23 protein-coding genes, 1 pseudogene and 1 riboswitch are annotated in these 24,624 nt (G+C 66.0%); of the genes and pseudogenes, 15 read left to right on the top strand and 9 right to left on the bottom strand.

The genetic code is table 11. The features are described 5' to 3' along the window. Positions 1-45: 45 nt before the first annotated feature. From AC0GNO_RS17210 to AC0GNO_RS17185, 6 genes are all read left to right on the top strand, one after another. A complete protein-coding gene (locus AC0GNO_RS17210) occupies positions 46-1,044 on the top strand; it encodes a KpsF/GutQ family sugar-phosphate isomerase (RefSeq protein WP_472888580.1) in 999 nt (332 codons plus the stop codon). 125 nt (positions 1,045-1,169) lie between these two features. Beyond that, complete coding sequence (locus AC0GNO_RS17205; RefSeq protein ID WP_472888581.1) at positions 1,170-1,736, top strand: KdsC family phosphatase; 567 nt, start codon at positions 1,170-1,172, stop codon at positions 1,734-1,736. Beyond that, a complete protein-coding gene (lptC, locus tag AC0GNO_RS17200; RefSeq protein WP_472888582.1) occupies positions 1,733-2,383 on the top strand; it encodes an LPS export ABC transporter periplasmic protein LptC in 651 nt (216 codons plus the stop codon). The genes AC0GNO_RS17205 and lptC overlap by 4 nt, the downstream gene beginning before the upstream one ends. Before the next feature lie 32 nt (positions 2,384-2,415). After that, entirely contained in the window at positions 2,416-3,219 is an 804-nt protein-coding gene (locus AC0GNO_RS17195; protein WP_472888583.1) for an SDR family oxidoreductase, read from the top strand. 275 nt (positions 3,220-3,494) lie between these two features. Beyond that, positions 3,495-3,764 carry a c-type cytochrome gene (locus tag AC0GNO_RS17190; protein WP_472888584.1) on the top strand — a complete coding sequence of 90 codons (270 nt, stop codon included), beginning with the start codon at positions 3,495-3,497 and terminating at the stop codon, positions 3,762-3,764. Positions 3,765-3,775: 11 nt separating this feature from the next. Then, the gene (locus tag AC0GNO_RS17185; protein WP_472904843.1) at positions 3,776-5,038 is read left to right on the top strand and encodes an FCSD flavin-binding domain-containing protein; all 1,263 of its coding nucleotides are present in this window, start codon (positions 3,776-3,778) and stop codon (positions 5,036-5,038) included. A gap of 189 nt (positions 5,039-5,227) precedes the next feature. On the opposite strand, the gene AC0GNO_RS17180 is transcribed toward AC0GNO_RS17185, so the two are convergent. Further along, entirely contained in the window at positions 5,228-5,638 is a 411-nt protein-coding gene (locus tag AC0GNO_RS17180; RefSeq protein ID WP_472888586.1) for an RNA recognition motif domain-containing protein, read from the bottom strand. Positions 5,639-6,049: 411 nt separating this feature from the next. Between AC0GNO_RS17180 and metX the strand changes: the two genes are divergently transcribed. From metX to AC0GNO_RS17165, 3 genes are all read left to right on the top strand, one after another. Further along, a complete protein-coding gene (gene metX, locus AC0GNO_RS17175; RefSeq protein WP_472888587.1) occupies positions 6,050-7,228 on the top strand; it encodes a homoserine O-succinyltransferase MetX in 1,179 nt (392 codons plus the stop codon). Continuing rightward, positions 7,225-7,806 (top strand): methionine biosynthesis protein MetW, encoded by a 582-nt coding sequence (gene metW, locus AC0GNO_RS17170; protein WP_177136720.1) that lies wholly within the window; start codon positions 7,225-7,227, stop codon positions 7,804-7,806. Before metX ends, metW begins: the two co-directional genes overlap by 4 nt. Positions 7,807-7,828: 22 nt before the next feature. Further along, a riboswitch (yybP-ykoY riboswitch) is annotated at positions 7,829-7,998 on the top strand. Positions 7,999-8,008: 10 nt separating this feature from the next. Further along, the gene (locus AC0GNO_RS17165) at positions 8,009-8,584 is read left to right on the top strand and encodes a TMEM165/GDT1 family protein (protein WP_472904842.1); all 576 of its coding nucleotides are present in this window, start codon (positions 8,009-8,011) and stop codon (positions 8,582-8,584) included. Here AC0GNO_RS17165 and AC0GNO_RS17160 read toward each other — a convergent pair. Then, positions 8,581-9,243 carry a transglutaminase-like domain-containing protein gene (locus AC0GNO_RS17160; RefSeq protein WP_472888589.1) on the bottom strand — a complete coding sequence of 221 codons (663 nt, stop codon included), beginning with the start codon at positions 9,241-9,243 and terminating at the stop codon, positions 8,581-8,583. The genes AC0GNO_RS17165 and AC0GNO_RS17160 overlap by 4 nt on opposite strands. Before the next feature lie 333 nt (positions 9,244-9,576). On the opposite strand from AC0GNO_RS17160, the gene AC0GNO_RS17155 reads away from it, so the two are divergent. Beyond that, entirely contained in the window at positions 9,577-11,079 is a 1,503-nt protein-coding gene (locus AC0GNO_RS17155; protein ID WP_472904841.1) for a M20 family metallopeptidase, read from the top strand. A gap of 21 nt (positions 11,080-11,100) precedes the next feature. Beyond that, positions 11,101-11,952 (top strand): alpha/beta hydrolase, encoded by an 852-nt coding sequence (locus AC0GNO_RS17150; protein WP_472904840.1) that lies wholly within the window; start codon positions 11,101-11,103, stop codon positions 11,950-11,952. A 57-nt stretch (positions 11,953-12,009) separates the two neighbouring features. Here AC0GNO_RS17150 and AC0GNO_RS17145 read toward each other — a convergent pair whose 3' ends face one another. Beyond that, positions 12,010-12,486, bottom strand: a complete 477-nt coding sequence (locus AC0GNO_RS17145) for a YidB family protein (RefSeq protein ID WP_472904839.1) — start codon at positions 12,484-12,486, stop codon at positions 12,010-12,012. Between the two features lie 47 nt (positions 12,487-12,533). Then, complete coding sequence (locus AC0GNO_RS17140; protein WP_472904838.1) at positions 12,534-13,709, bottom strand: MFS transporter; 1,176 nt, start codon at positions 13,707-13,709, stop codon at positions 12,534-12,536. Between the two features lie 121 nt (positions 13,710-13,830). On the opposite strand from AC0GNO_RS17140, the gene AC0GNO_RS17135 reads away from it, so the two are divergent. Beyond that, on the top strand, positions 13,831-14,181 hold the full coding sequence (locus AC0GNO_RS17135; protein ID WP_305360064.1) for a DUF4870 family protein: 351 nt from the start codon (positions 13,831-13,833) through the stop codon (positions 14,179-14,181). A 17-nt stretch (positions 14,182-14,198) separates the two neighbouring features. Here AC0GNO_RS17135 and AC0GNO_RS17130 read toward each other — a convergent pair whose 3' ends face one another. Both AC0GNO_RS17130 and AC0GNO_RS17125 read right to left on the bottom strand, forming a co-directional pair. Next, a complete protein-coding gene (locus AC0GNO_RS17130; protein WP_472888595.1) occupies positions 14,199-14,945 on the bottom strand; it encodes a 16S rRNA (uracil(1498)-N(3))-methyltransferase in 747 nt (248 codons plus the stop codon). A gap of 7 nt (positions 14,946-14,952) precedes the next feature. Further along, positions 14,953-16,044 carry an aminoglycoside phosphotransferase family protein gene (locus AC0GNO_RS17125; protein WP_472904837.1) on the bottom strand — a complete coding sequence of 364 codons (1,092 nt, stop codon included), beginning with the start codon at positions 16,042-16,044 and terminating at the stop codon, positions 14,953-14,955. Between the two features lie 197 nt (positions 16,045-16,241). On the opposite strand from AC0GNO_RS17125, the gene AC0GNO_RS17120 reads away from it, so the two are divergent. From AC0GNO_RS17120 to rsmA, 3 genes are read left to right on the top strand one after another with little or no spacing between them, the layout of a single operon-like run. Next, a complete protein-coding gene (locus AC0GNO_RS17120) occupies positions 16,242-18,683 on the top strand; it encodes an LPS-assembly protein LptD (RefSeq protein WP_472904836.1) in 2,442 nt (813 codons plus the stop codon). Between the two features lie 15 nt (positions 18,684-18,698). After that, a complete protein-coding gene (locus AC0GNO_RS17115; RefSeq protein WP_472904835.1) occupies positions 18,699-20,081 on the top strand; it encodes a peptidylprolyl isomerase in 1,383 nt (460 codons plus the stop codon). Positions 20,082-20,103: 22 nt separating this feature from the next. Then, positions 20,104-20,919: a 16S rRNA (adenine(1518)-N(6)/adenine(1519)-N(6))-dimethyltransferase RsmA gene (gene rsmA / locus AC0GNO_RS17110; RefSeq protein WP_472904834.1), complete on the top strand. Its 816-nt coding sequence runs from the start codon at positions 20,104-20,106 to the stop codon at positions 20,917-20,919. A 290-nt stretch (positions 20,920-21,209) separates the two neighbouring features. Here the strand turns inward: rsmA and AC0GNO_RS17105 are convergent. From AC0GNO_RS17105 to AC0GNO_RS17095, 3 genes and pseudogenes are all read right to left on the bottom strand, one after another. Further along, a pseudogene (locus AC0GNO_RS17105) lies at positions 21,210-21,605 on the bottom strand (barstar family protein); the annotation flags it as partial. A 53-nt stretch (positions 21,606-21,658) separates the two neighbouring features. Beyond that, positions 21,659-22,072 (bottom strand): guanyl-specific ribonuclease, encoded by a 414-nt coding sequence (locus AC0GNO_RS17100; RefSeq protein ID WP_472904833.1) that lies wholly within the window; start codon positions 22,070-22,072, stop codon positions 21,659-21,661. Positions 22,073-22,281: 209 nt separating this feature from the next. Continuing rightward, on the bottom strand, positions 22,282-24,585 hold the full coding sequence (locus tag AC0GNO_RS17095) for an NADP-dependent malic enzyme (RefSeq protein ID WP_472888601.1): 2,304 nt from the start codon (positions 24,583-24,585) through the stop codon (positions 22,282-22,284). Positions 24,586-24,624: the final 39 nt, after the last annotated feature.

The raw sequence follows: 24,624 nt of genomic DNA, 5'->3' as shown, positions 1-24,624 counted from the left end.
CTGGCCACGACCGTCCGGACCGGGCCCTGCGGCGATAATCCGGCCATGAGCCTGCCTTCCACGTTCGACCCGGTCCGCGCCCTGACCCTGGCTCGCGAAACCCTCAGCATCGAGGCCACGGCCGTCAACGCCATGGCCGAACGCATGGATGACAGCTTCTCCCGCGCGGTGGCCCTCGTGCTGGGCAGCAGCGGACGCGTGGTCGTCATGGGCATGGGCAAGAGCGGCCATGTGGGTCGCAAGATCGCCGCCACCCTCGCTTCGACCGGCACGCCCGCGATGTTCGTGCACCCGGCCGAAGCCAGCCACGGCGACCTGGGCATGATCACGGCGGCCGACGTGGTGCTGGGCATCAGCAACAGCGGCGAGAGCGAAGAGCTCACGGCCATCCTGCCGCTGATCAAGCGCATGGGCGTGCCCCTGGTGGCACTCACCGGTCGCGTGCAGTCCACCCTGGGCCGGCACGCCAGCGTGGTGCTCGACGCCTCGGTCGAGAAGGAGGCCTGTCCCCACAACCTGGCCCCCACCGCCAGCACCACGGCCCAGCTGGCCATGGGCGATGCACTGGCCGTGGCGCTGCTCGACGCGCGGGGCTTCAAGGCCGACGATTTCGCCCGTTCGCACCCGGGTGGCGCCCTGGGCCGCAAGCTGCTGACCCATGTGAGCGACGTGATGCGCAGCGGCGACGATGTGCCGCGCGTGCGCCTGGACGCCGATCTGATGACGCTGATGCGCGAGATCAGCGCAAAAGGCCTGGGCATGAGCGCCATCGTCGATGGCGAAGGCCGTGTGCTGGGTGTGTTCACCGATGGCGATCTGCGCCGCCTGATCGAAAAATCCGGCAGCAGCGTGGACCTGCGGGCACTCACAGCGCGCGAGGTCATGCACCCCCACCCGCGCACCGTGCGGGCCGATGCGCTGGCGGTGGAAGCCGCGGACCTGATGGAGTCGAGCCGCGTCACCAGCCTGCTGGTGGTGGATGATGCGGGCAGCTTGACCGGCGCGCTCAACAGCAACGATCTCATGCGGGCAAAGGTGATATGACCCACCGCGCCGCCTGCGGCGTCACCCCCGAGGGGGCGGCGCTGGCGGCCCGGCAAAGCCGGTTCCGCGGCGCCCTGACGGAAGGCACTTCACTCGAACGCATCCTCTCCAGTTAGCATTGCCCCATGTCTTCTGATCTGCCGCCGCTGCGTCCCACGCTGAACTTCCCGCCCGAGCTGTTGCTGCGCGCGCAGCCGGTGCGTGTGGTGTTCTTTGACGTGGACGGTGTGCTGACGGATGGCGGTCTGTACTTCAGCGAGTCGGGAGAAAACCTCAAGCGCTTCCACACGCTCGACGGCCACGGCATCAAGCTCTTGCAGCGCGCGGGCATCACGCCGGCCGTGGTGAGCGGGCGCGATTCGCTGGCACTGCGCGCGCGCCTGAACGCGCTGGGCGTGAACCACACGCGTTTCGGCACCGAAGACAAGCGGCCGGCGGCCGAGGCCATCCTGGCCGAACTCGGGCTGGACTGGTCGGCCGCGGCGGCCATGGGTGACGACTGGCCCGACCTGCCCATGCTGCGCCGCGCCGCTCTGGCCTGCACGCCGCCCACGGCCCATCCCGAGCTGCAGGCAGTGGCCCACCATGTCACGCAGCGCCTGCCGGGGGCAGGGGCCGTGCGCGAGCTGTGCGACCTCCTCCTGGTGGCCAGCGGTCACTACGCGCGTGAGCTGGAGGCGGCTGGATCGTGAACACGCCTGCACCCGTCGCTCTCCAGGTGAAGACGCACCGCGGGGACATGAGCCGGGTCTGGGACCAGCTCTCCCTGTACCTGCCGGTGCTGATGATGATGCTGCTGGCGCTGGTGTCCTACCTCCTGCTGCAGGCCACGCCCCTGCCCCTGGAGCCCGAGCCCGAAAGACTGGTCACCAACGAGCCAGACTTTTTCATGCGCCGGTTTTCTGTCAAGGTGTTTGCGCCCGACGGGGTACTGCAAACCGAGGTCTACGGCGCCGAGGCCCGTCACCACCCCGACACGGACCTCACGGTGATCGATACGGCACGCATCCGCACCTTCAGTGCGCAACGCCAGCTCTCCACGGCCACAGCGCGCGAGATCGTCAGCAACGGCGAGGGCACGGTGTACGAGCTCAAGGGCGACGCGGTGGTGGTGCGCCAGGCAGGACGCAACGCCGCTGGCGCGCGCTTGCCGCGGATGGAGTTTCATGGCGAATTCCTGCGGGTGAGCACCGACCCGGAACGCATCGAGTCGGATCTCCCGGTGCTGATGATCCGTGACAAGGACCAGATCACGGCAGACTCGCTCGACTACCGCGGCGGCGATGCCCGTGTTGCCGAACTCACCGGCCGGGTTCGCGCCCGGCTCGCACCGCGCTGAGGCGGTTGCTTTCTCCGCACTCGGCGCCCGCCATGTCGAACGACCTGCTGCACACCCGCCTGGTGTTCATCACCGGGGCATCCAGTGGCATTGGCCAGGCGCTGGCGCTGCGGTATGCGAAGGCGGGCTGCCGGCTGGCGCTGGTTGGCCGTCGCAGCAGCGAGCTGCAAACCTGGGCGCAGGCCCAGGGCTGGAACGACGATACCTGCCGGATCTACAGCGCCGATGTGGCCGACCCCGCGAGCATCGTGGCCGCCGGCACCGATTGCCTGGCGGCACAGGGGCTGCCCGATGTGGTGATCGCCAGCGCCGGGATCAGCATCGGCATGGACACCACCGAACGCGACGACATCGATGTGATGGCGCGCACCTTTGCCACCAACAACACCGGCATGGCCGCCACCTTCCAGCCCTTTGTGGCCGCCATGGTCCGGCGCGGCAGTGGCACGCTGGTGGGCATCGCCAGTGTGGCGGCCATTCGCGGCCTGCCCGGGCACGGTGCCTACTGCGCCAGCAAGGCCGCGGTCGTGGCCTATTGCGAGAGCCTGCGCGGCGAGCTTCGCAGCAGCGGGGTGGCGGTGGTCACGCTCTTGCCAGGTTATGTGGACACACCGCTCACGCGCAAGAACCGCTACGCCATGCCTTTTCTGATGAGTCCGCAGGCCTTCGCGGCGCAGGCGTTCGACGCCATCGCCGCACAAACCAGCTACCGGGTGATCCCCTGGCAGATGGGGGTGGTGGCCAAGTTGCTGCGCCTGCTGCCGAACGGCCTTTTCGACCGCTTGCTGGCCGGCCGGCCACGCAAGCACCGGCAGGACCAGGACGTGGCAGCCTGAAACCGGGGGCTGTCCGATGCGGCAGCGCGATCGCGTCATGCGCAGGAACCGGGAAAGAATGCAAAAGCAATATGGCGCAAATTTCAGAATCGCTGCCGACGGGCGTTCGGGGCAGCACACGCAACAAGTTGTGTAAAAAGTCACAGCACAATACCCGGTTTTCCGCCAAAGTTGCTGAAATGACATGCACCACCCACGCCCCACCCACACCGTCCCTGGCCCGGAAGAGCTCCCTGTCCCACAGTTTTTGGGCCGTGTGTTGCCTGGGGTTGGGAATGGGGGTGACTGCGCACGCCCAGCCCAAAGACCCTGCCGTTTTCCAGGCCGAGGTCTGGGCGGCGAGCTGCATGGCGTGCCACGGACCTGACGGTCGGGCCGAAGGCACGGGTCTGGCCATCGGCGGGCGTCCCGCCAAGGATTTGCTGGGCAAGCTGCTGGCCTACAAGAGTGGCCAGCTCAAGGGCACCATCATGCACCAGCACGCCAAAGGCTACAGCGACGAGGAACTCGCCCGCATCGCCGACCATTTTTCCGCACTCAAATGAGAACCCCCGGCATGACCCAGCGACGTGCATTTCTCCAGGCCGGCCTGGCCGCGGCGTCGACTCTGGCGGCGCCCTATGTGGCTGCGCAAACCGGCGAAAGGGTGGTCATCATCGGGGGTGGTTTCGGGGGCGCCACAGCCGCGCGCTACCTGCGCCGTTTCAACCCCGCCCTGCAGATCACGCTGGTCGAGCCGGCCAGCGAGTTCGTCATGTGCCCGATGAGCAACCGCGTGATCCATGGCGGCCTGAGTCTGCGGGACATCTCTCGGCCCTACACCCGCCTCGTCGCCCAGAACGGGCTGCGCTGGGTGCAGGCCCGTGCCGACGCCATCGACACCAGCCTGCGCGAGGTGCGCGTGGGGTCCGAGAAGATTCCCTATGACCGGTTGATCGTGGCGCCAGGGGTCGACTACCTGTACGACGGTATCGAGGGTCTGCAGACCGCGGCCCAGCAGGCGCGCGTGCCCCACGCCTGGAAGGCGGGCGAGCAGACCCAGCAGCTGCGCCAGATGCTGCAGGCGCTGCCCGACGGTGGTGTGGTGGCCATGACGGTACCCAAGGTGCCCTACCGGTGCCCGCCCGGTCCGTATGAACGGGCCAGCCTGATCGCCCATTTCCTGCAGATGCGCAAACCCGGTGCCAAATTGCTGGTGTTTGATGCCAACCCGGAAATTCAGGCCAAGAAGGGCCTGTTTGAAGCGGTCTGGAAAGGCCGCTACGGCGCACAAATCGAGTACGTACCCAATGCCGATCTGAAAGCGGTGGACACCCAGAGCGGTACGCTCAGCTTCGATCTGCAGGGCAAGGTCAAGGCGCAGGTGATCAACGTGATCCCGCCACAGCGCGCCGGCGCCATTGCCCGCAACAGTGGCCTGGCCAATGTGGGGGACCGCTGGTGCGGCGTGGACTTCCTGAGCTACGAGTCGACCGCCGCCAAGGGCGTTTACGTGCTTGGGGATTCGATCTCGGGAGCCCCTGGCATGCCCAAGTCGGCGCACATGGCCAATCAGGAGGCCAAGGTGTGCGCCGGGGCGATCGCAGCACAGACGCTCGGCATGCCTGTTCCGTCCATGCCCATCATCGCCAACACCTGCTACAGCTTCGTCTCGCAGTCGGAGGTGATTCACGTGGCCGCGGTGTACCGCTACGACAGCGCCAAGAAAACCATGGTGCCGGCCAAAGACGCGGGCGGATTGTCCGACCGCCCGACCGCCACGGAAGCGCTCTTCGCCATGGCATGGGCGACCAACATTCTCAATGACACGCTGGGTTGACGTGGACCGGATCGATGGTGCGTTGATACCCCACCATGGCTGAAGTGCCGCTGACGGATACCGGCCTCAGACCACCCTGACACAAGGCACGGTCTTCAATTTCTGCAGACGAAAAAAAAGCCATTCGGGCAAACCGAAGGGCTTTTTTGAGCAACCCGGTCACAACAACCGGGTTGGCAGGGGGAGCGATCAGTAACCGCCGCGACCACCACCGCCGCCGCCATCACGACGACCGCCGCCGCCGTAGGGGCTGCGGAAGCCGCCTTCACCGCCGCCGCCACCACCACCGAAGCCGCCGCCACCACCGCGGGGGCCGCCAAAGCCGCCGCCGCCGGTGCGGGGAGGACGGGCTTCCATCGGACGGGCTTCGTTGACCACCAGACTGCGACCGCCCAGGGACTGGCCGTTCATGCCTTCAACAGCGGCTTGTGCTTCTGCGTCGTTGCCCATTTCGACAAAGCCGAAGCCCTTCGAACGGCCGGTGTCACGTTCCATCATGACCTTGGCGCTGTTGACAGAGCCGTAGGCGCTGAAAGCTTGCTGCAGGTCTTCGTCGCGCACGGTGTAGGGCAGGTTGCCCACGTACAGTTTGTTGCCCATGGTTGGGACTCCTAATAACACTGAGAAAAATAGCGATGGAGCCCCGTTAGCAAACAAACCTGTAGCACGCGAAACCAACCGATCACTTGTCAAGCGAGGCCTCAAGGCGCTCGCGGAAAGATTATGCTCTGAATGCCGCATGGATAGTGACAATTTTTCGGACCCACAAAAGCCCCCAATTCTGAGATGCGGAATAACAACATTTCTTTGGGAAACTTGTGCACCGGGGGGTTGCCGCCGTTCGGTGGGGTGGCTGCGCGACCGCAGCGCTTCAATTTATACTTGTTGCCAGCGCCGATTTGATCCAGATTGCGGGCGCTTAAGAAATGCCGCTAAAGGGGGGATTCCCGGTCTCGCTCTTGGCGGCACCGGGTTTTTGTTTTTGGACCCTGCCCGGCAGGGGAAACCGCTGTGATCGTCACGCCCCAAACGTTCCGGTTCACCGAACCGCTGCCGCTCAAGAGTGGCGCCGTGCTGCCCGCCTACGAGCTGGTGGTGGAAACCTATGGCGCGCTCAACGCAGACCGCTCCAACGCGGTGCTGGTCTGCCACGCCCTCAACGCCTCGCACCACGTCGCTGGCTGGCACGCCGACGCCAACGGCCAGCCGCTGCCCCGCAGCGAGGGCTGGTGGCACAGCATGATCGGCCCAGGCAAGGCGGTGGACACGGACAAGTGGTTCGTGATCGGCGTCAACAACCTCGGCTCCTGCTTCGGCTCCACCGGCCCCACCCACACCAACCCCGCCACCGGCCAGCCCTGGGGCGCGGACTTTCCCGTGGTCACGGTGGAAGACTGGGTCAGCGCGCAGGCCCGCCTGCTCGACGTCATGGGTATCGAGCAACTGGCCGCCGTCATGGGCGGCAGCCTGGGCGGCATGCAGACGCTGAGCTGGACACTGCAGTACCCCGAGCGCGTGCGCCACGCCATCGTGGTCGCCAGCGCGCCCAACCTCACGGCCGAGAACATCGCCTTCAACGAGGTGGCGCGCCGCGCCATCGTCACCGACCCTGATTTCCATGGCGGCCACTACCTGCGCGAAGGCACCCTGCCCCGGCGTGGCCTGCGCATCGCCCGCATGATCGGCCACATCACGTACCTGAGCGACGACGTGATGAACGAGAAGTTCGGGCGCAGCCTGCGCACCGCGAACGGGGAAGACCCGGCCGACACCGCCGAGCTGGCCTACCGCTACACCACGCAGGATGTGGAGTTCCAGATCGAGAGCTACCTGCGCTACCAGGGCGACAAGTTCAGCGAGTACTTCGATGCCAACACCTACCTGCTGATCACCCGGGCGCTTGATTATTTCGACCCCGCGCGCGAACACGGTGGCAGCCTGAGCGCCGCGCTGGCGCGCGCGAAAGCCCGGTTCCTGCTGGTGAGCTTCACCACCGACTGGCGCTTCTCGCCCGCGCGCAGCCGCGAGATGGTTCAGGCCCTGCTGGAAAACGGGCGTGACGTGAGCTACGCCGAGATCGACGCGCCGCACGGCCACGACGCCTTCCTGCTCGACGACCCGCGTTATCACCAGGCGGTGCGGGCCTACTTCGAGCACACGGTGGGTCAGGCTTCGGGAGGATCGAAATGAGCGAAAAAGCCATTCTGGAATCGATCGCCCGGCTGGTGCCGCCGGGCTCGCGCGTGCTCGATCTGGGCTGTGGCGACGGCGCCCTGCTGGCCCACCTGCAGGCCACGCGCGGCTGCAGCGGCTACGGCGTGGAGATCGACGACGCCAAGGTGCTCGCCTGCGTCAAACGCGGCGTCAACGTGCTGCAGCTCAACCTCGAAGGCGGGCTAACCATGTTCAACGACGACGCCTTCGACGTGGTGCTGCAGATCGACACCCTGCAACACCTGCGCAATGCGCAGACCATGCTGCTGGAGACCGCGCGCGTGGGCCGCCTGGGCATCGTGGCCTTCCCCAACTTCGCCCACTGGCCCAATCGGCTGGCGGTGCTGCAGGGCCACATGCCGGTGACCAAGCGCCTGCCCTACCAGTGGTACGACACGCCCAACATCCGCGTCGGCACTTACCGCGACTTCGAGGTGCTCGCGCGCCGCAACGGCCTCACCATCGAAGACAGCTTCGGCCTGCACGAAGGCCACGAAGTCCGCACCCTGCCCAACCTGCTGGCCAGCACGGCGGTGTTCCGCTTCTCCAGCTGACGGCTGCGGTTAAAATCGCGGCTCACCCGTCACGGGGGAGTAGCCGCCCTGCAACCTGCAGGGGTCTGCGTCAACACACTTGGCCCTCACGGCCATGGCGCAGACAGCCCGCCAGCCTGGCCAGACCTTTGACCACAATGCCTCCGGTTGGGCCGGGGTCGCGTTGTGGTTTCTCTATTGGTCTGGCCCTGGGATCACCATCTTGGAAGCACTTCTGGTCTCCGCCGGCGTCGTCGCGCTCGGTGAAATGGGCGACAAGACGCAACTGCTGGCCATGTTGCTGGCTGCGCGCTTTCGCAAACCCCTCCCCATCGTGCTCGGCATCCTGGTGGCCACGCTGGCCAATCACGCGCTGGCCGGCGCCGTGGGACAGTGGGTGGCCGACGCGATCGGCCCGGTGTGGCTGCGCTGGATCATCGGCGCCTCGTTCCTCGCCATGGCGGTGTGGATGATGATCCCCGACCATATCGACGACGACGAGACCGCTACCAAGGGTCTGCGTCTGGGCGTTTTCGGCACCACCGTGGTCGCGTTCTTTCTGGCCGAGATGGGCGACAAGACGCAGATCGCCACCGTGGCCCTGGCCGCGCGCTACGACGCCTTTGTGGCTGTGGTGGCCGGGACCACGCTGGGCATGATGATCGCTAACGTGCCCGCGGTGTTCCTGGGCGACCAGATTGCGAAAAAGGTGTCCATGACGCTGGTGCACGGCATTTCGGCGCTGATCTTCGCCGTGCTGGGTGTGCTGACGCTGTTCAACGTCGGCCGCTTTTTCTAGTGGCCAGCCTCGCGCGCGGCGTCGGCCGCGAAGTCGCCGCCCGTGTTTCCGAGCAGGCCCGGGTAGATCTGTTCAAAGGTGGCCGTGATCTGCGCCAGCGGCAGGTCGTCGAAGCTGCCGCGCTGGTTCACGTATTCCATGTGCTGCTGCCCCGCACGGTCGAACGGGTGGTAGAGCGAATCGTGCACGCCGTCGAATTCCAGTGGCAGCAGCCCGAATTTTTCGCACAGCGAGAGGTTGAAGGCTGGCGTCGCCTTGCGCCAGGCGCCGTCCAGCCACAGCTCGGTGTAGCCATGCCAGACGAACACATCGGTCTGCATGGTCTCGCGCAGCTTCTGGGTGGAGAGGTGGTTGCGCACGTCGGCAAAGCCCAGCCGCGCCGGGATGCCGGCCGCCCGCGCCACGGCCGCCAGCACCACCGCCTTGGGCACGCACCAGCCCAACCCCTGCGCCAGCGCCGTGCTGGCTTTCATGCCGTGTTCGGACAGGTCGATGCGGTAAGGGTCATAGCGCAGGCCGTCGCGCACCGCGTTGTACAGCGCCACGGCGCGGTCCCGTTCGGTGGCGCCCTGCGCATGGGTGCGCGCGAAGGCCATCACCGCGGGGTGTGCACTGTCGATGCAGGGCGTGGGGGCCAGGTGGGGGTTGAGTGCTTGCATGCTGCGAAATTACCAGAGTGCCATACGGCCGGACGACACCTGCGGGACGCCCGACCGGCACCCGATCTGTGAGGGCAAGGCAGCAAGTGCCTGTTTTCTTCATTTCATGTATTCGGGTTCGCGCCGTCATTCATCCGGACAAGCCTCCATCCGTTCAGGTGCTGAACGTGATGGGCAACACCGCCGCGCGCACCGCTTCGCATATTTGTGTGGGCACGGTGTAACGCCGCCGTGTGGCCGCCACGCAAGCCGTGGCCGGTCCAAGGCGGCGCGGCCCTGCCTATACTCGCGTTTTGTCCGCGCGGCCCGCGCCGCCAGCCGAAAGACCACGCCATGAATGCCCGACTGCCCCAACCGCTGCCCCCGCTGGATGCTTCGGCCTTGCAGGCCCATGTCGACACCGCCTGGGCGCAGCGCATCGTGCCCGAGCTGGTGCGCTACATCGAGGTGCCCGCCAAGTCGCCCATGTTCGACCCCGACTGGGCGGCGAACGGCCTGCTGGAGCGCGTGTTGCAGAGCGCGGCCGACTGGGTGCGCGCGCAGTCCGTCGATGGCCTCACACTGGAGATCGTGCGGCTCAACGATGCCAACGGCGTGCCGCGCACGCCGGTGCTGTTTTTCGAGGTGCCGGCCAGCGCCGGGAGAGACGGCACACCGGCTCCCGCATCCGGCCAGACCGTGCTGATGTACGGCCACCTCGACAAACAGCCCGAGTTCACCGGCTGGCGCAGCGACCTCGGCCCCTGGACGCCGAAGATCGATGACGGCCGCCTCTACGGCCGAGGCGGCGCCGACGACGGTTACGCGGTCTATGCCAGCATCGCCGCGGTGCAGGCGCTCAAGGCCCAGGGCGTGGCGCATCCGCGCATCGTCGGCCTGATCGAGACCTGCGAAGAAAGTGGCTCGGCCGACCTGCTGCCCTATGTGGACGCGCTGCGCACCCGGCTGGGCGACGTGGGTCTGGTGATCTGCCTGGACAGTGGCGCCGGCAACTACGACCAGCTCTGGCTCACCACCAGCCTGCGCGGCATGGCCAGCGGCGTGCTCAAGGTCGAGATCCTCACCGAAGGCATCCATTCCGGCGATGCCTCGGGCCTGGTGCCGTCGAGCTTTCGCATCATGCGGCAGGTGCTGGACCGGCTGGAAGACAGCGCCACCGGTCGGCTGCTGCCCGCCAGCTTTCATTGCGAAGTGCCGGCCGAGCGGCTGGCGCAGGCGCAGGCCACCGCGACCATCCTGGGCGAGGAGCTCTACAAACGTTTCCCCTGGGCGCACCACGACTGCGGGGGCTCCAGCGTGTTCGCCCTGCCCACCACCACCGACCCGGTGGAGGCCCTGCTCAACCGCACCTGGCGGCCCACGCTCAGCGTGACCGGCGCCGACGGTTTCCCCACGCTGCAGAACGCCGGCAACGTGCTGCGGCCCTACACCGCGTTCAAGCTCAGTCTGCGCCTGCCGCCGCTGGTGGACGCGCCCGCCGCCGTGCAGCAGCTCAAGGCCCTGCTGGAAGACAACGCACCCTACCAGGCCCGCGTCACTTTCGAGGGCGAAGGCGCGGCCACCGGCTGGAACGCGCCCAGCACAGCGTCGTGGTTCGAAGACGCGCTGCAGGGCGCCTCGCAGGCCCACTTCGGTGCTGCCTGCGGCACCATCGGCCAAGGGGGCACCATCCCGCTGATGAACATGCTCAGCCAGGGTTTCCCGCGGGCGCAGATGATGGTCTGCGGCGTGCTCGGCCCCAAGAGCAACGCCCACGGCCCCAACGAGTTCCTGCACCTCGACTACGCGCGCCGCCTCACGGCCGCGGTGGCTCAGGTCATGGCCCGCATGCCCTGAGAGGCTGAGAGTCTTTCGCTCATGTCCGACACCACCCAAGCCCCGTTCACGCTGCGCGACGGACTGAACCTCGCCCTCTACGACTGGCCCCTGCCTTTGCGCATGCGCCCGCGGGCGGTGGTGCTCATCGTGCACGGCCTGGGCGAACACGCCTGGCGCTACGACGCGCTCGCCCAGCGGCTCAACGACTGGGGCTTTTGCGTGCGTGCGTACGACCAGCGAGGCCACGGCGAGTCCGGCGGCGCGCAGGGTGTTTTGCCCGACGACGATGCGCTGCTGTCCGATCTGTCCGAGGTGCTGGACGACACCCGCCGCCACCTCGCCAACCCCTGGGCCTGTCCGCTGATCCTTTTCGGGCACAGCATGGGCGGTCTGGTGGCCGCCACCTTCGTGCACCGCAACCTGGCGCCGGTGGACGGGCTGGTGCTGTCGTCGCCCGCGCTGAACGCGGGCATCGGCCCGCTGCAGAAGAGGCTCGTGCGGCTGCTGTACCGCTGGGCGCCCAACCTCGCGCTGTCCAACGGGCTCGATGCGCGCCAGATATCGCACGACGCTGACGTGGTGCAGGCCTACCAGCAGGACAGTCTGGTGCACGACCGCATCTCGGCGCGGCTGGCGCATTTCATCGACAGCAACGGCCCGTCCGTGGTGGCCGCGGCGCCCCACTGGCGCGTGCCCACGTTGTTGTTGTACGCGGGCGCGGACCGTCTGGTGCGACCCGAAGGCAGCCGCGCGTTTGCCGCCGTGGCGCCGCCCGAACTGGTGACCAGCCAGTGCCTGGATGGCCAGTTCCACGAGATCTTCAACGAGGCAGATCCTTCGAGGGCCTACGCAGCGCTGAAGGCGTGGCTCGATCTTCGGGCCCCAGCCTGAGCTGCCCCACAACAAAACGGCCTCCGAAGAGGCCGTTTCAGTTGGGGTCGAACAGGCTTATTTGCGCATCAGGCCGCCGAGCATGCCCATCAGGTCACCGGCATCAAGCTTGCCGTCACCACCTCCGAGCAGCGCGCCCAGGCCACCCAGGCCGTTGTCGGTCGGCAGCCGACCTTGTGGCGTGAGCTGGTCGATCAGGCCCGGCAGCAGATCGGCCAGGGTGCCGGCGGCCTGCTGCTGGTTGCCGCCGAGCTGCCTGGCGATCATGCCCATCAGGTCCGGACCCAGCGCGCCGCCCAGTGCGTCGGGCGACACGGGCTGGTTGGCGCCCGTGCCCACCCACGAAGCCGCCGCGTCACCCAGACCGCCCTGCTGCAGCTTGGCCAGGATGCCCGAGAGGCCGCCGCCGTTGTTCATCAGCGCAGCGACGATGCCCATGAGCACCTGGGGATCCAGGCCGCCCGTGCCCGCTTGAGTCTGACCACCTTGCCCGCCTCCGAGCGCCGCGCCCACCAGTGAATCCAACAGCCCCATGACAACCTCCCGAACAGAAAACCCGTCTGGCGCCGACCGGCGTCAGATCAGGCCGCATTGTGGGCTTGCCGGCGGACCCACGCAAGCCACGCCAGCGCCAGTCCGGTGAGGGCCACGGGCACCAGGGAACCCACGTTCAGCCACAGCCAGCCCTGCGTGGTGACCAGTGCACCGGAGGCGAACGACGTGAGGGCCATGGTGGCGAAAACAAAAAAGTTGATGGCGGCCTGTGCGCGGTCTTTTTCCTCAGGCCTGTAGGCTTGCAGCGACAGCGTGGTGCTGCCGGTGAAGAGAAAGTTCCAGCCCACGCCGAGCAGGAACAGCGCGATCAGGAACTGGTGCAGGTTCACACCCGTGAGCGCCACGGCGATGCAGGCGATGTTGAGCACCACACCCACGCCCATGATGGTGAGCGTGCCGAAGCGCTTGATCAGGTGCCCGGTGAAGAAGCCCGGCGCAAACATGCCGATCACATGCCATTCGAGCACCAGCGCGGCGTCGTCAAATTCAAAGCCGCACACCTGCATGGCCAGCGGCGTGGCCGCCATCAGCAGGTTCATCACACCGTAGCCCAGCGCCGCCCCGGCGGTGGCCACGATGAAAACCGGCTGACGCATGATGACCGAGAGCGGGCGCCCCGGGTCGGCGTTGGCCTTCTTGGGCGGCAGCGGTGGAAATTTCAGAAACAACATGATGGCCATCGACAGCAGCGCCACCACGGCCAGCGCCAGGTAGGCACCGGCAAACGGCACCTCGAACAGGCTGCGCGTGCGGCTGGCCAGATTGGGTCCCAGCACCGCGCCCACCAGACCGCCGGCCAACACCAGCGACACCGCTTTTTCTCGAAAATCGGGCGCGCTCAACTCGGCAGCGGCAAACCGGTACAACTGGCCGTTGGCGCTGTAGTAGCCGGCGATCACGGTGGCCGTCACGAGCAGCCAGAAGTTTTTGTCGATCGCTGCCCAGAAGCACAGCAGCGCCGAAGCCAACGCCACCAGCAGCCCGATCTGGAACGAGCCCTTGCGGCCGAACGCGCTCTGGGTGCGCGCCACCAGCGGCGTGGACAGCGCCCCGCCCACCACGTAGCCCATCACGGGCAGGGTGGCCATCCAGCCCAGTGGCGCGAGCGACAGCCCGACCAGCCCGTTGATGGCGATGAAGACCACGTTGTTGGTCAGGAACAGGCCTTGCGCGGCGGCCAGGAGCCAGAGATTCTTGTTCATAAGTGGTTGTTTATACAAGGCGTTGGGCGCTTCTGGGGTCGCGGACCCGACGGTATAGTGGGCCAAGTCGGCCAGCCGGCCGTTTGCACCATCTGTAAAGACGCAGATTCCAGGAGGACTCATGAACGCAAGCGCTGAACCGAAGGCCGACGACGCCAACAAGACCCTCACGACGGTGATCTACGCGCTGTACGCCTCGTCGCTGTTGCTCGGCATCACCTGCCTGGTGGCCATCGTCATGAACTATGTGAAGAAGGACGACGTGGCCGGCACCTACCTGGAAAGCCATTTCCGCTGGCAGATCCGCACCTTCTGGTTCGCGCTGCTCTGGAGCGTGATCGGTGTGCTCACCCTGTTTCTGGTGGTGGGAGCCTTCGTCCTGCTGGGCAACCTGGTCTGGTTCATCTACCGCATTGTCAAGGGCTGGCTCTACCTCAACGATGGCAAGCCGATGTACGCCACGACCGCCTGAGGTGGTCCGGCGCGGCTTCAGGGCTGCGAGGCGATGACCAGCGCCGCCAGCGCGGCGGTTTCTGCGCGCAGCACGCGTGGGCCCAGGGTCACCGGGATGAAGCCCGCCGTTCGGGCCTGGGCATCCTCGGACGGGCTGAGCCCCCCCTCCGGGCCACTCAGGAACAGCAGCGGTGCCTGGGCCGGCATGTCGCGCAGCACGTCGGCCAGGGGGCGGGTGTCGGGCGCGAGCGAGAGCAGACAGCGCAGGGGGCGGGGGGCCTCTGGATCGGCCTCTTGCGCGGCGCCTGATTTCAGCCAGGCCAGCAGTTCCTGAACCGGCGACACGGCCGGCACGCGGTTGCCGCCACATTGTTCGCAGGCCGCGATGGCCACCGACTGCCAATGCGCCTGTTTCTTGGTGGCGCGCTCGCCGCTCAGGCGCAGCACGCTGTGTGCGGTGTGCAGGGGCTGGATGCCGGCCACGCCGAGTTCGGCGGCTTTTTCCACCAGCCAGTCCATGCGGTCGTTGGCGGGCATGCCCAGCGCCAGGTGCACACGGCGGCTGGCTTCGCGCTCCAGGGCCTCGTGGCTGTCCACGCGCACCGCCACGTCGCTGCGGCCCATGCGCAGGATGGTGGCGCTGTATTCGCCGCCTTCGCCGTTGAACAGCGTGATGACGCCGCCCGGTTGCAGGCGCAGCACCTGCACGTGGCGCGCAGCGGCAGCGGGCAGTTCCAGCTCGGCGCCGAGGGTCATCGGGACGGGGCAGTGAAAGCGCGGCATGTGGGGATCAGACCCGCCCGAAGGCGTAGCCCGACGCGGCCTCGAAACCTTCGATCTTGTCGATGAGCTGGAGGAACGGGCCGAGTTCGCGGTAGCGGTGCGTGGTATGGCGGATGTAGTGGATGAAGCGCGGCGCGTCGGCCAGGTACTTGGGCTTGCCGTCGCGCAGCGTGAGGCGCGCGAAGATGCCTGCGACCTTCAGGTGGCGTTGCAGGCCCATCCACTCCACCGCACGGTAGAAGGCACCGAAGTCGCTGTGCCAGTCCTCGAAGTCCATCAGGCCGGCCTGGCGGGCCTTTTCCCAATAGCGGATGGTGACGTCGATGATGAAATCCTCTTCCCAGGTCAGGAAGGCGTCGCGCATCAGGCTGGCCACGTCGTAGGTGATGGGGCCGTAGACCGCGTCCTGGAAATCGAGCACACCAAGCTGCTGGGCCGGTGTGGTGCCAGGCTGGCGGGGGATCATCAGATTCCGGGGCATGAAGTCGCGGTGCACGTAGACGCTGGGTGTGGCGAGGTTGCGCCGGACGATGCTGTCAAAGGCCTTCTGCAGTGTCGTGGCCTCCTTGGCATCCAGCGTCACCTGACGGTGCTGCGTGAGGTACCAGTCAGGGAACAACTGCAGTTCGCGCCGCAGCAGGGTCTCATCGTAGGGCGGCAGCACGCCGGGCTTCGAGGCGAGCTGCCAGGCCAGCAGGCTGTCGAGCGCGGCCATGTAGTGGGCGTGGCTGGCCTGCGGCCGTTCCGGGTTGATCACGTCCAGCAGGGTCTGGTGACCCAGGTCGCTCAGGAGCATGAAACCCTGTGGCTCGTCCCAGGCCAGCACATCGGGCACCAGCAACCCCGCATCGCGCATCAGCGCGGCCACCTGCACAAAGGGCTGGCAGTTTTCGTGTGCCGGTGGCGCATCCATGATGATGAGGCTGCCGCCGCTCAGGCGGTCCAGCCGCAGGTAGCGCCGAAAGCTGGCATCGGCGGAAGCCGGGCGCAGCGAGGTCGCCAGCAGGCCGTGCTGCCGGGCGAGAGGCGCCAGCCAGGCCAGGAAAGCGGCTTCGCGCTGCGGGTCCGTCCACGCGACGGCGTTCGTATTGGGGGGCATGTCTGGGGCGGGGGTTGGGGGGTGTCAGCGACCGTCGCCGTGAAGCGGCAACAGGCATAGGATAATCGCCGCAGATTCGAAAAATCCATTGCGCCGCTGACCTGGTTCCGGGCGGGCGTTTCGTGGTCCCGCCGACCTGTTGCAGCGGGACCGAGTTCCTACAGCATTCAGAGTCGGCCGTTTTGCCACACACCGCCTTGAAACCTGCTTCCAGACCCATCCCCGCTTTTTCCCGCAGCGCTCGTGCAGCGAGCGGCGCCTGTCCCGAACCGACCCGCCTGTCCCGGGCCGTCCAGGGTGCCATTGCGGTGCTGGCGCTGGGTGCCGGGGCTGTGCCGGTGTGGGCGCAGGATGCCGATGCCGGAGAATCGATCCGACTCAAACCGGGCGCCCTGTTGCAGGAGACGCTGCCGCCAGAAACGCGCAAGCAGTTGCCGACCTTTGTGTGGGGTGAGCGCATGGAAGGCAAGACCGACGACCTCACCGTGATCGACGGCGAGGTGGAGCTCCGGCGCCACGACACGGTCATTCGCGCGGATCGGGTCGAATTCGACCAGCGCACCAACGAGGCGCTCGCCACGGGCCATGTCCTGATCAACCGCAGTGGCGACCGCTTCGAGGGTCCCGAGTTGCAGATGAACGTGGAGACCTACAAAGGCCATTTTTCGGAACCCACCTACCGGTTGTTGAAGAACCAGGCCAACGGCGACGCCAGCCGCATCGACTTCCTGAGCCAGGACAAGATGGTGGTGCACGACGGGCGCTACTCCACCTGCGAGCGGCCGCCGGGCAGCACCTGGATGCCGGACTGGCTGGTCCGCGCCACCACCATCGAGCTGGACACCGAGGAAGACGTGGGCACGGCCAAGGGCGGTGTGCTGGAGTTCAAGGGTGTGCCGATCCTGGCGGCGCCCTATTTCACTTTCCCGTTGTCCGACAAGCGCAAATCGGGGGTCCTGCCGCCGAGCATGGCCATCGACAATCAAAGTGGCGTGCAGCTGACAGCCCCGTATTACCTGAACCTGGCGCCGAACATGGACGCCACGCTCGCGCCGTCCCTGATGACGAAACGGGGCGTGGATCTCGCGGGTGAATTCCGCTACCTGCAGCCGAGTTACACGGGGCGGCTGCGGGCCGCGTTCATGCCCTCGGACCGGCTGCGCGACGATGACCGCTGGGCGTATTCGCTGCAGCACAACCAGCGCCTGACAGACAGCGTCGGTGGCGGAGGCCCGATCGGCCTGCGTGTGAACCTGAACCGTGTGGGCGATGACAACTACTGGCGCGATTTCCCCCGTTCGATCACTTCCTTGACCTCGCGGTTGCTGCTCAACGATGCTGACATGAGCTGGGTTGGCGGGCCCTGGTCGGTGAATGCGGGTGTATACCAGTGGCAGTCCTTGCAGGATGTGAGTGCGCCTTTCACCCCACCCTATGACCGCCTGCCGTCGCTGGCATTGAACTATCAGAAGTTTGACCAGACACTGCTGGGATCGCCTGGCTGGGATCTGCTGGTGCAGACCAATTTCACCCGCTTCGAGCGCTCCGTTCTGTCCACGGCCGGAGAGCTCAAATCCGGAGGAGATCGATCCCTGGCGGTGGCCGAACTCACCCGTCGCTGGCAATCCCCTGGCTGGTTTGTGCAGCCCCGCGCGCGCCTGCATGCGACCCAGTACCAGTTTGACAATACCGCCGGTGTCCCAGTGTCGGCTTCGCGGGCGGTGCCCACCGTCAGCCTGGACAGCGGCCTGGTGTTCGAACGACCGGCCGCCTACTTCGGCCGCCAGTACACGCAGACGCTGGAGCCCCGGGCGTTTTTCACCTGGACGCCCTACCGAGACCAGGCGGGCCTGCCCAACTTCGACTCCGGTGCACGGGACTTCAACCTGGCGACGATGTTTGCCGAAAATGCCTACAACGGCAACGACCGCATTTCGGACACCCGGGCAGTGACCCTGGGGGTCAATTCCCGGCTGCTGGATGTCGACAACGGCGCTGAGGTGATCCGGCTGGGCATCGCCCAGCGCCTGTTGCTTGAGGACCAGAACGTCACATTGCCGGGAGGAACGCCTGTCACCGAGCGGCTGAGCGACATGCTGCTGGCCGCCCGTGTCCAGTGGGATCCGCTGTGGTCGTTTGACACCAACCTGCAGTACAACCCCAAGAGTCGGGAGAGCGTGCGGACCACGGTGGGGGGGCGCTACACGCCAGGTCCTTACCGTGTCCTGAGCGCGGCCTACCGTATTCAGCGAGACGTCAGCGAGCAGATTGATCTGGGCTGGCAGTGGCCACTCGCCGCCTTGTGGGGAAATGCGCCGGCGCGTGTGCCGGGTCGTGCCCTGGGGCCGGGCCAGTGGTACTCTGTCGGACGCTTGAACTACAGCATGCCCGATCGCAAGATCATCGATCTTGTGGCCGGATTTGAATACGATGCCGGGTGCTGGCTGGGGCGCGTGGTGGTGTCCCGTCTGCAGCAGAGCACGACCGCAGCCAACCAGAGCATTTTGTTCCAGCTTGAGTTTTCCGGCTTCTCTCGTGTCGGCGCAAGCTCGCTTCAGACCCTGCAGGGCAACGTACCGAAATACCAGTACCTGCGTGAAGAGATTGCCCCGCCAAGCCGTTTCCAGCAGTACGACTGACCCACACAGATCCACATGACCGACATTGCCCGCTTGCGCCCTTTGCCCGCTTTGTTGTGCGGCCTGGCACTGTTCGCGCTGAATCCCGTTTCCGCCTCCGCCCAGTCCTTGCGCTTGAGCAGCGAGCTTGAACGGGCAGGCAGTACACAGCCGTCCGTGGCCACGCGCACGGTGGACTACATCGTTGCGCTGGTCAATTCCGAGCCGGTCACCAACAGCGAAGTGCGGCAACGCCTGCTGCGTGTCGAACAGCAGTACGCCCAGCGAGGCGTCGCGCTGCCTCCCCGGGAGGAACTGGCGCGCCTCGTGCTGGAACAACTGGTGGCCGAACGTGCCCAGCAACAGGAGGCGAATGAGCTGGGGCTGCGCGTGGACGAGGCGTCCCTCGCTCAGGCCGAACAGGCGATCGCGGCCCAGAACCAGCTCACCCCGGAAGAGTTTCGCCGGCGTGTGGCTGCCGAAGGCATGGACATCAACCGGATGCGCAACGAACTGCGCGGTCAGATCCTGCTGCAACGCGTGCGCGAGCGCGAAGTGGAACTGCGGGTGAAGGTGAACGAATCCGAAATCGACGCGTTCATCCGGGAGCAAGGCGCCAACAACCCCGACAGCCTGGAGTTGAGTCTGGCTCATGTGCTGGTGCAGGTACCCGATTCGGCCAGCGCTGCGCGCATCAGCGAGTTGCAGGCCAAAGCCCAGAGCGTGGCCGATCGCGCACGCGCGGGGGGCGACTTTGCTGCGCTGGCGCGAGAGTTTTCCGATGCGCCAGAGGGCGCGACGGGCGGTGAGTTTGGCTGGCGTCCGATCACCCGGCTGCCGGAGTTGTTCGTTGACGCGACACGTTCACTGGTCGCCGGGGGTGTCGCGGGGCCGTTGCGCAGTGAAGCGGGCTTCCACGTGCTCAAGCTGATCGACAAGCGCCAGACCAGTACATCACCCGAGTTCACCGTCACCCAGACCCGCGCGCGCCATATCCTGCTGCGCACAGGACCCCAGCTCAGTCAGGCCGATGCGGTCGCCCGGCTCAATCGGTACCGCCAGCAGGTGGCCAGCGGGCAGGGCAGTTTTGAAGAGCTGGCGCGAGAGCACAGTCAGGACGGTTCGGCGGGCCAGGGGGGTGATCTGGGCTGGAGCGTTCCGGGGCAGTTTGTCCCCGAGTTTGAAGAGGTGATGGACAGGCTGCAACCCGGCGAGATGTCGCAGCCGCTGGTGTCGCGCTTTGGTGTGCACCTCATCCGGGTCGATGAGCGCCGCAATACCGCCATGAGCGAACGTGAACAGCGCGAAGTGGCCCGCGCCCGGTTGCGGGATCAGAAAGCCCAGGCGGTGCTGTTGAACTGGTCACAAGACGTGCGCGCGCGCGCCTTCGTGGAATACCGCGAAGACCCCCGGCCCTGATCGCGGACCGTACGCCGCGCACATGAAACACATCGCGCGCAAGCGCTTTGGTCAGCACTTCCTGACCGACCAGGGCATCATCGAAGCCATCGTGCGCGAGATCGCGCCGTCGCCGGCCGATCACATGGTCGAGATCGGCCCCGGGCTGGCCGCGCTCACGCAACCCCTGGTTGAGCGACTGGGATACTTGACGGTCATCGAGCTGGATCGTGATCTGGCCGTTCGCTTGCGTGCCCATCCTCGGTTGCGGGTGGTCGAGTCCGATGTGCTGAAGGTGGACTTCACGGCGTTGGCGCATGAACTGCATTCGGTTCAGCGCCCTCCGGCCCCGGGGGGCGCACCGGACCCCCAGCGGGCGGAGCGCATCGGGATCCGGGTGGTGGGCAACCTGCCCTACAACATCTCCACACCCATCCTGTTCCACCTGCTGGACCATGTGGCGGTGATTCAGGACCAGCATTTCATGCTGCAGAAAGAAGTGATCGACCGCATGGTGGCCCGACCGGCCACAGCGGATTACAGCCGCCTGTCCGTCATGCTGCAGTGGCGCTACGCCATGGAAAACGTGTTGTTCGTGCCACCTGAGAGCTTCGATCCGCCACCGCGCGTGGACAGCGCCATCGTGCGCATGGTTCCGCTGGCGCAGCCACCGGCCATTGACCTGAAGCTCTACGGCGAACTCGTGCAGACCGCCTTCAGCCAGCGCCGCAAGATCCTGCGCAACACGCTGGGCAAGTGGCTGGAAGCCCGCAACTTCGCCGGTACCTTCGACCTGCAACGCCGCGCTGAAGAAGTGCCGGTGCACGAGTACGTGGCGCTCGCCCAGGCTGTTCAATAGAAAACACGCAGGCATAAAAAAGCCGCTGCATCGCAGCGGCTTTTTTCCTTCCAGGGCACCGCGGAACCGGCTTTGCCGGGCCGCCAGTGCCGCCCCCTTGAGGGGGAGACGCCGAAGGCGGCGCGGGGGTGGGTCAAGTCAGGTCAGGCCGCAGCCAACCAGTACCCGGCGTTGAACGGGCTGCTCATGCGAAGCGCCATCGGACTCACGTCCAGGAGCTTGTCCGTCGGCATCGGCTCTTCGTTTTCCACCTCGATCGGTGCTTCGCCTTTGGATGCGCGCGCGACCGAGAAGGAGTAGAAGCAACGGAACGGGATCTTGCGATCGCTCCAGTAGTCGGCGGTATCGCGGAAGATGTCGAGCAGTTGCTCGCGCGCTTCCTTGTCGAACTTGGCGTGGGCCGGGATGTGCTCCAGCACGACGATGAAACCGGTCTGCGGACCCGACTTGTGGACCAGATCGGTCATGCAGTCGTAGAGCGCATCGAAGTTCTTGCCGAAGTGCGACGGCAGCGTGTACTGCGCCGCGATCAACTCCAGCACATCCTGCTTGCTCTGGGCCTTGGCCAGGTTGGCGTACAGAAAGTGATGACCCAACTGCTCGGCCGCAGCCTGCAGGTCTTTCACGCCATAGGCGCGAATCGACTGAACGATATTGGGTTTTACGTTACGAAGTGGCGTGTCCATCTCCGCGTCTCTTTCTAAAGTCAAAGTTAAAAATCTGCTCACTGCGCTCCGGATCACTGCACGATCAGCCTGAAGCTGCTGTAGTGATCCTCGGTGTAATAACAATCATCAGGCGCCCGGGGCCTCTGTCCTCCACACACGATCCGTCGTGCACCCCGGTGGTTCAAACCCGGTGTGGGCACGGTGTATTCCCGGTAGTAACCTCGCTTCTGACCCGGCAGCAACCGCTCTCTGTTGCCAAAAACGGTGCCATCTCTCTCGTACCGGAAAGGACCACCCTGCCGTATCTGCGACATCACCTCCCGGCCCTGCACGGGCAAGCCCGAGTAAGCCACGGAGGCGACGGCCGAACCCGGAAGGGTGCTGCTGTCGGGCGATCGGGCTTGCACCAAAAAGGTGCCGACTGCCACCAACAGGACGGCTGCTGCCGCCCATGCACCTGACCACCGGATCCGTTTCAGATCCATGAAATCCCTGCTCCTGATGCGATCAACCCGCCTCCGGCACCCCGACAAGATGTGTCTTGCGGCGGTGTTGACGGGGCGGGTTAACCCTGTGATTCAAGGTCGGTAGTGTGCCCGAAGCGTTACAGAATTGCAAGCGATTGCTGAATAAACAGGCAACTTGCAGTGGCAAAAATGTTTAGAAAAGTTAGCGCTTGCTTTTTCCCAAGGGATTACCGGGAAACGTTGGCCTCGGCCACGGTGAGGGCTGTCATGTTCACGATGCGGCGCACGGTGGCGCTGGCTGTGAGAATGTGCACGGGTTTGGCCACGCCAAGCAACATGGGGCCGATGGCGATGTTGCCGCCGGCCGCCGTCTTGAGCAGGTTGTAGGCGATGTTGGCGGCGTCGATGTTGGGGCAGATCAGCAGGTTGGCGTCGCCTTTGAGGGCCGAGCGCGGCATGATCGAAAGCCGTGCATCCGCGTCCAGTGCCACATCGCCGTGCATCTCGCCGTCCACCTCGAGCCACGGTGCATGGGTTTGCAGCAATGCCAGCGTGTCGCGCATCTTGATCGCGCTGGGCTGATTGGACGAGCCGAAGTTGGAGTGCGACAGCAGCGCGGCCTTGGGCGTGATGCCGAAGCGCATCATCTTGCGTGCGGCCATCTTGGTGATTTCGGCCAGCTGTTCGGCGGTGGGGTCGTAGTTGATGTGGGTGTCCACCAGGAACACCTGGCGACCCGGCAGCATGAGCGCGTTCATGGCCGCGTAGCAGTTCGCGCCCTCGCGTTTGCCGATCACCTGGTCGATGTAGTCCAGGTGCAATTGGGTGTTGCCCCAGGTGCCGCAGATCACGCCGTCCACGTCGCCCTTGCGCAGCAGCATGGAGCTGATGAGCGTGAGGCGGCGGCGCATCTCGATCTTGGCCAGCTGCTCGGTCACGCCGCGGCGCTCCATGAGCTGGTGGTAGGTCTGCCAGAGATCGCGGTAGCGGTGGTCCTGTTCGACGTTGACCACGTCGTAATCCAGTTCCTGCTTCAGGCGCAGGCCGAACTTCTCGATGCGCTCGGCGATGATGGCGGGGCGGCCGATCAGCGTCGGGCGGGCCAGGCCATCATCCACCACGATCTGGCACGCGCGCAGCACGCGCTCTTCCTCGCCCTCGGCGTAGGCCACGCGCTTCTTGAGCGCCGTCTTGGCCGCCGCGTAGATCGGCTTCATGATCGTGCCCGAGGCGAACACGAAGCTCTGCAGGCGCTGCTTGTAGGCCTCCATGTCGGTGATCGGGCGCAGCGCCACGCCGCTGTCGGCGGCGGCCTGGGCCACGGCCGGCGCGATTTTCATCATCAGCCGCGGATCGAACGGTTTCGGGATCAGGTATTCCGGACCAAAGGCCAGCTTCTCGCCCGCATAGGCCGCCGCAACGACGTCACTCTGCTCGGCCTGGGCCAGTTCGGCGATCGCGTGCACCGCGGCGATCTCCATCTCGTCGGTGATGGTGGAGGCGCCAGCGTCGAGCGCACCGCGGAAGATGTAGGGAAAGCACAGGACGTTGTTGACCTGGTTCGGGTAGTCGGAGCGGCCAGTGGCCATGATGGCGTCGTCGCGCACCGTTTTCACGTCCTCGGGCGTGATCTCGGGGTTCGGGTTCGCCAGTGCAAAGACCAGCGGATTCACCGCCATCTGGGCCACCATGTCCTTCTTCAGCACGCCGCCGGCCGACAGGCCGAGGAACACGTCGGCACCGACGATGGCTTCCGACAGGGTGCGCTGGGTGGTCTTCTGCGCGAACTGGACCTTGTCCTCGTCCATCAACTCGGTGCGGCCCTCGTACACCACGCCGGCCAGGTCGGTCACCCAGATGTTTTCACGCGGGATGCCGAGCTTCACCAGCAGGCCCAGACAGGCGAGCGCCGCAGCGCCAGCGCCCGAGGTCACGAGCTTGATCTTTTTCGGGTCTTTGCCAGCGACCTTCAGGCCGTTGAAGATGGCGGCACCGACCACGATGGCCGTGCCGTGCTGGTCGTCGTGGAAGACCGGAATCTTCATGCGCTCGCGCAGCTTGCGCTCGATGTAGAAACAGTCCGGCGCCTTGATGTCTTCGAGGTTGATGCCGCCGAAGGTGGGCTCAAGCGAGGCGATGATTTCGACCAGCTTGTCCGGATCTCTTTCGTTGATCTCGATGTCGAACACGTCGATGCCCGAGAACTTCTTGAACAGAACACCCTTGCCTTCCATCACCGGCTTGGCGGCGAGTGGACCGATGTCGCCCAGGCCCAGCACGGCTGTGCCATTGGTGATGACAGCCACCAGGTTGCCGCGGCTGGTGTATTTGAAGGCGTTGTTCGGGTCGGCGACGATTTCTTCGCAGGGGGCCGCCACGCCGGGCGAATACGCCAGCGCCAGATCGCGCTGGTTGGTCAGCTGCTTGGTGGCGGCAATGGCCACCTTGCCGGGCGTCGGGAACTCGTGGTACTCGAGCGCGGCGCGTTTGAGTTCGGCGCGTTTGTCTTCCTGGCTGTTGTTCGGGGTCATGGCCTTGTCTCCTGGCGGGTTTCCATCTTGCAATGTGAA

Source organism: Hydrogenophaga sp. L310 (genome assembly GCF_055703065.1).
Note: the sequence above shows the minus strand (reverse complement) of the source record. Positions and strands in the feature narration are given on the sequence as shown.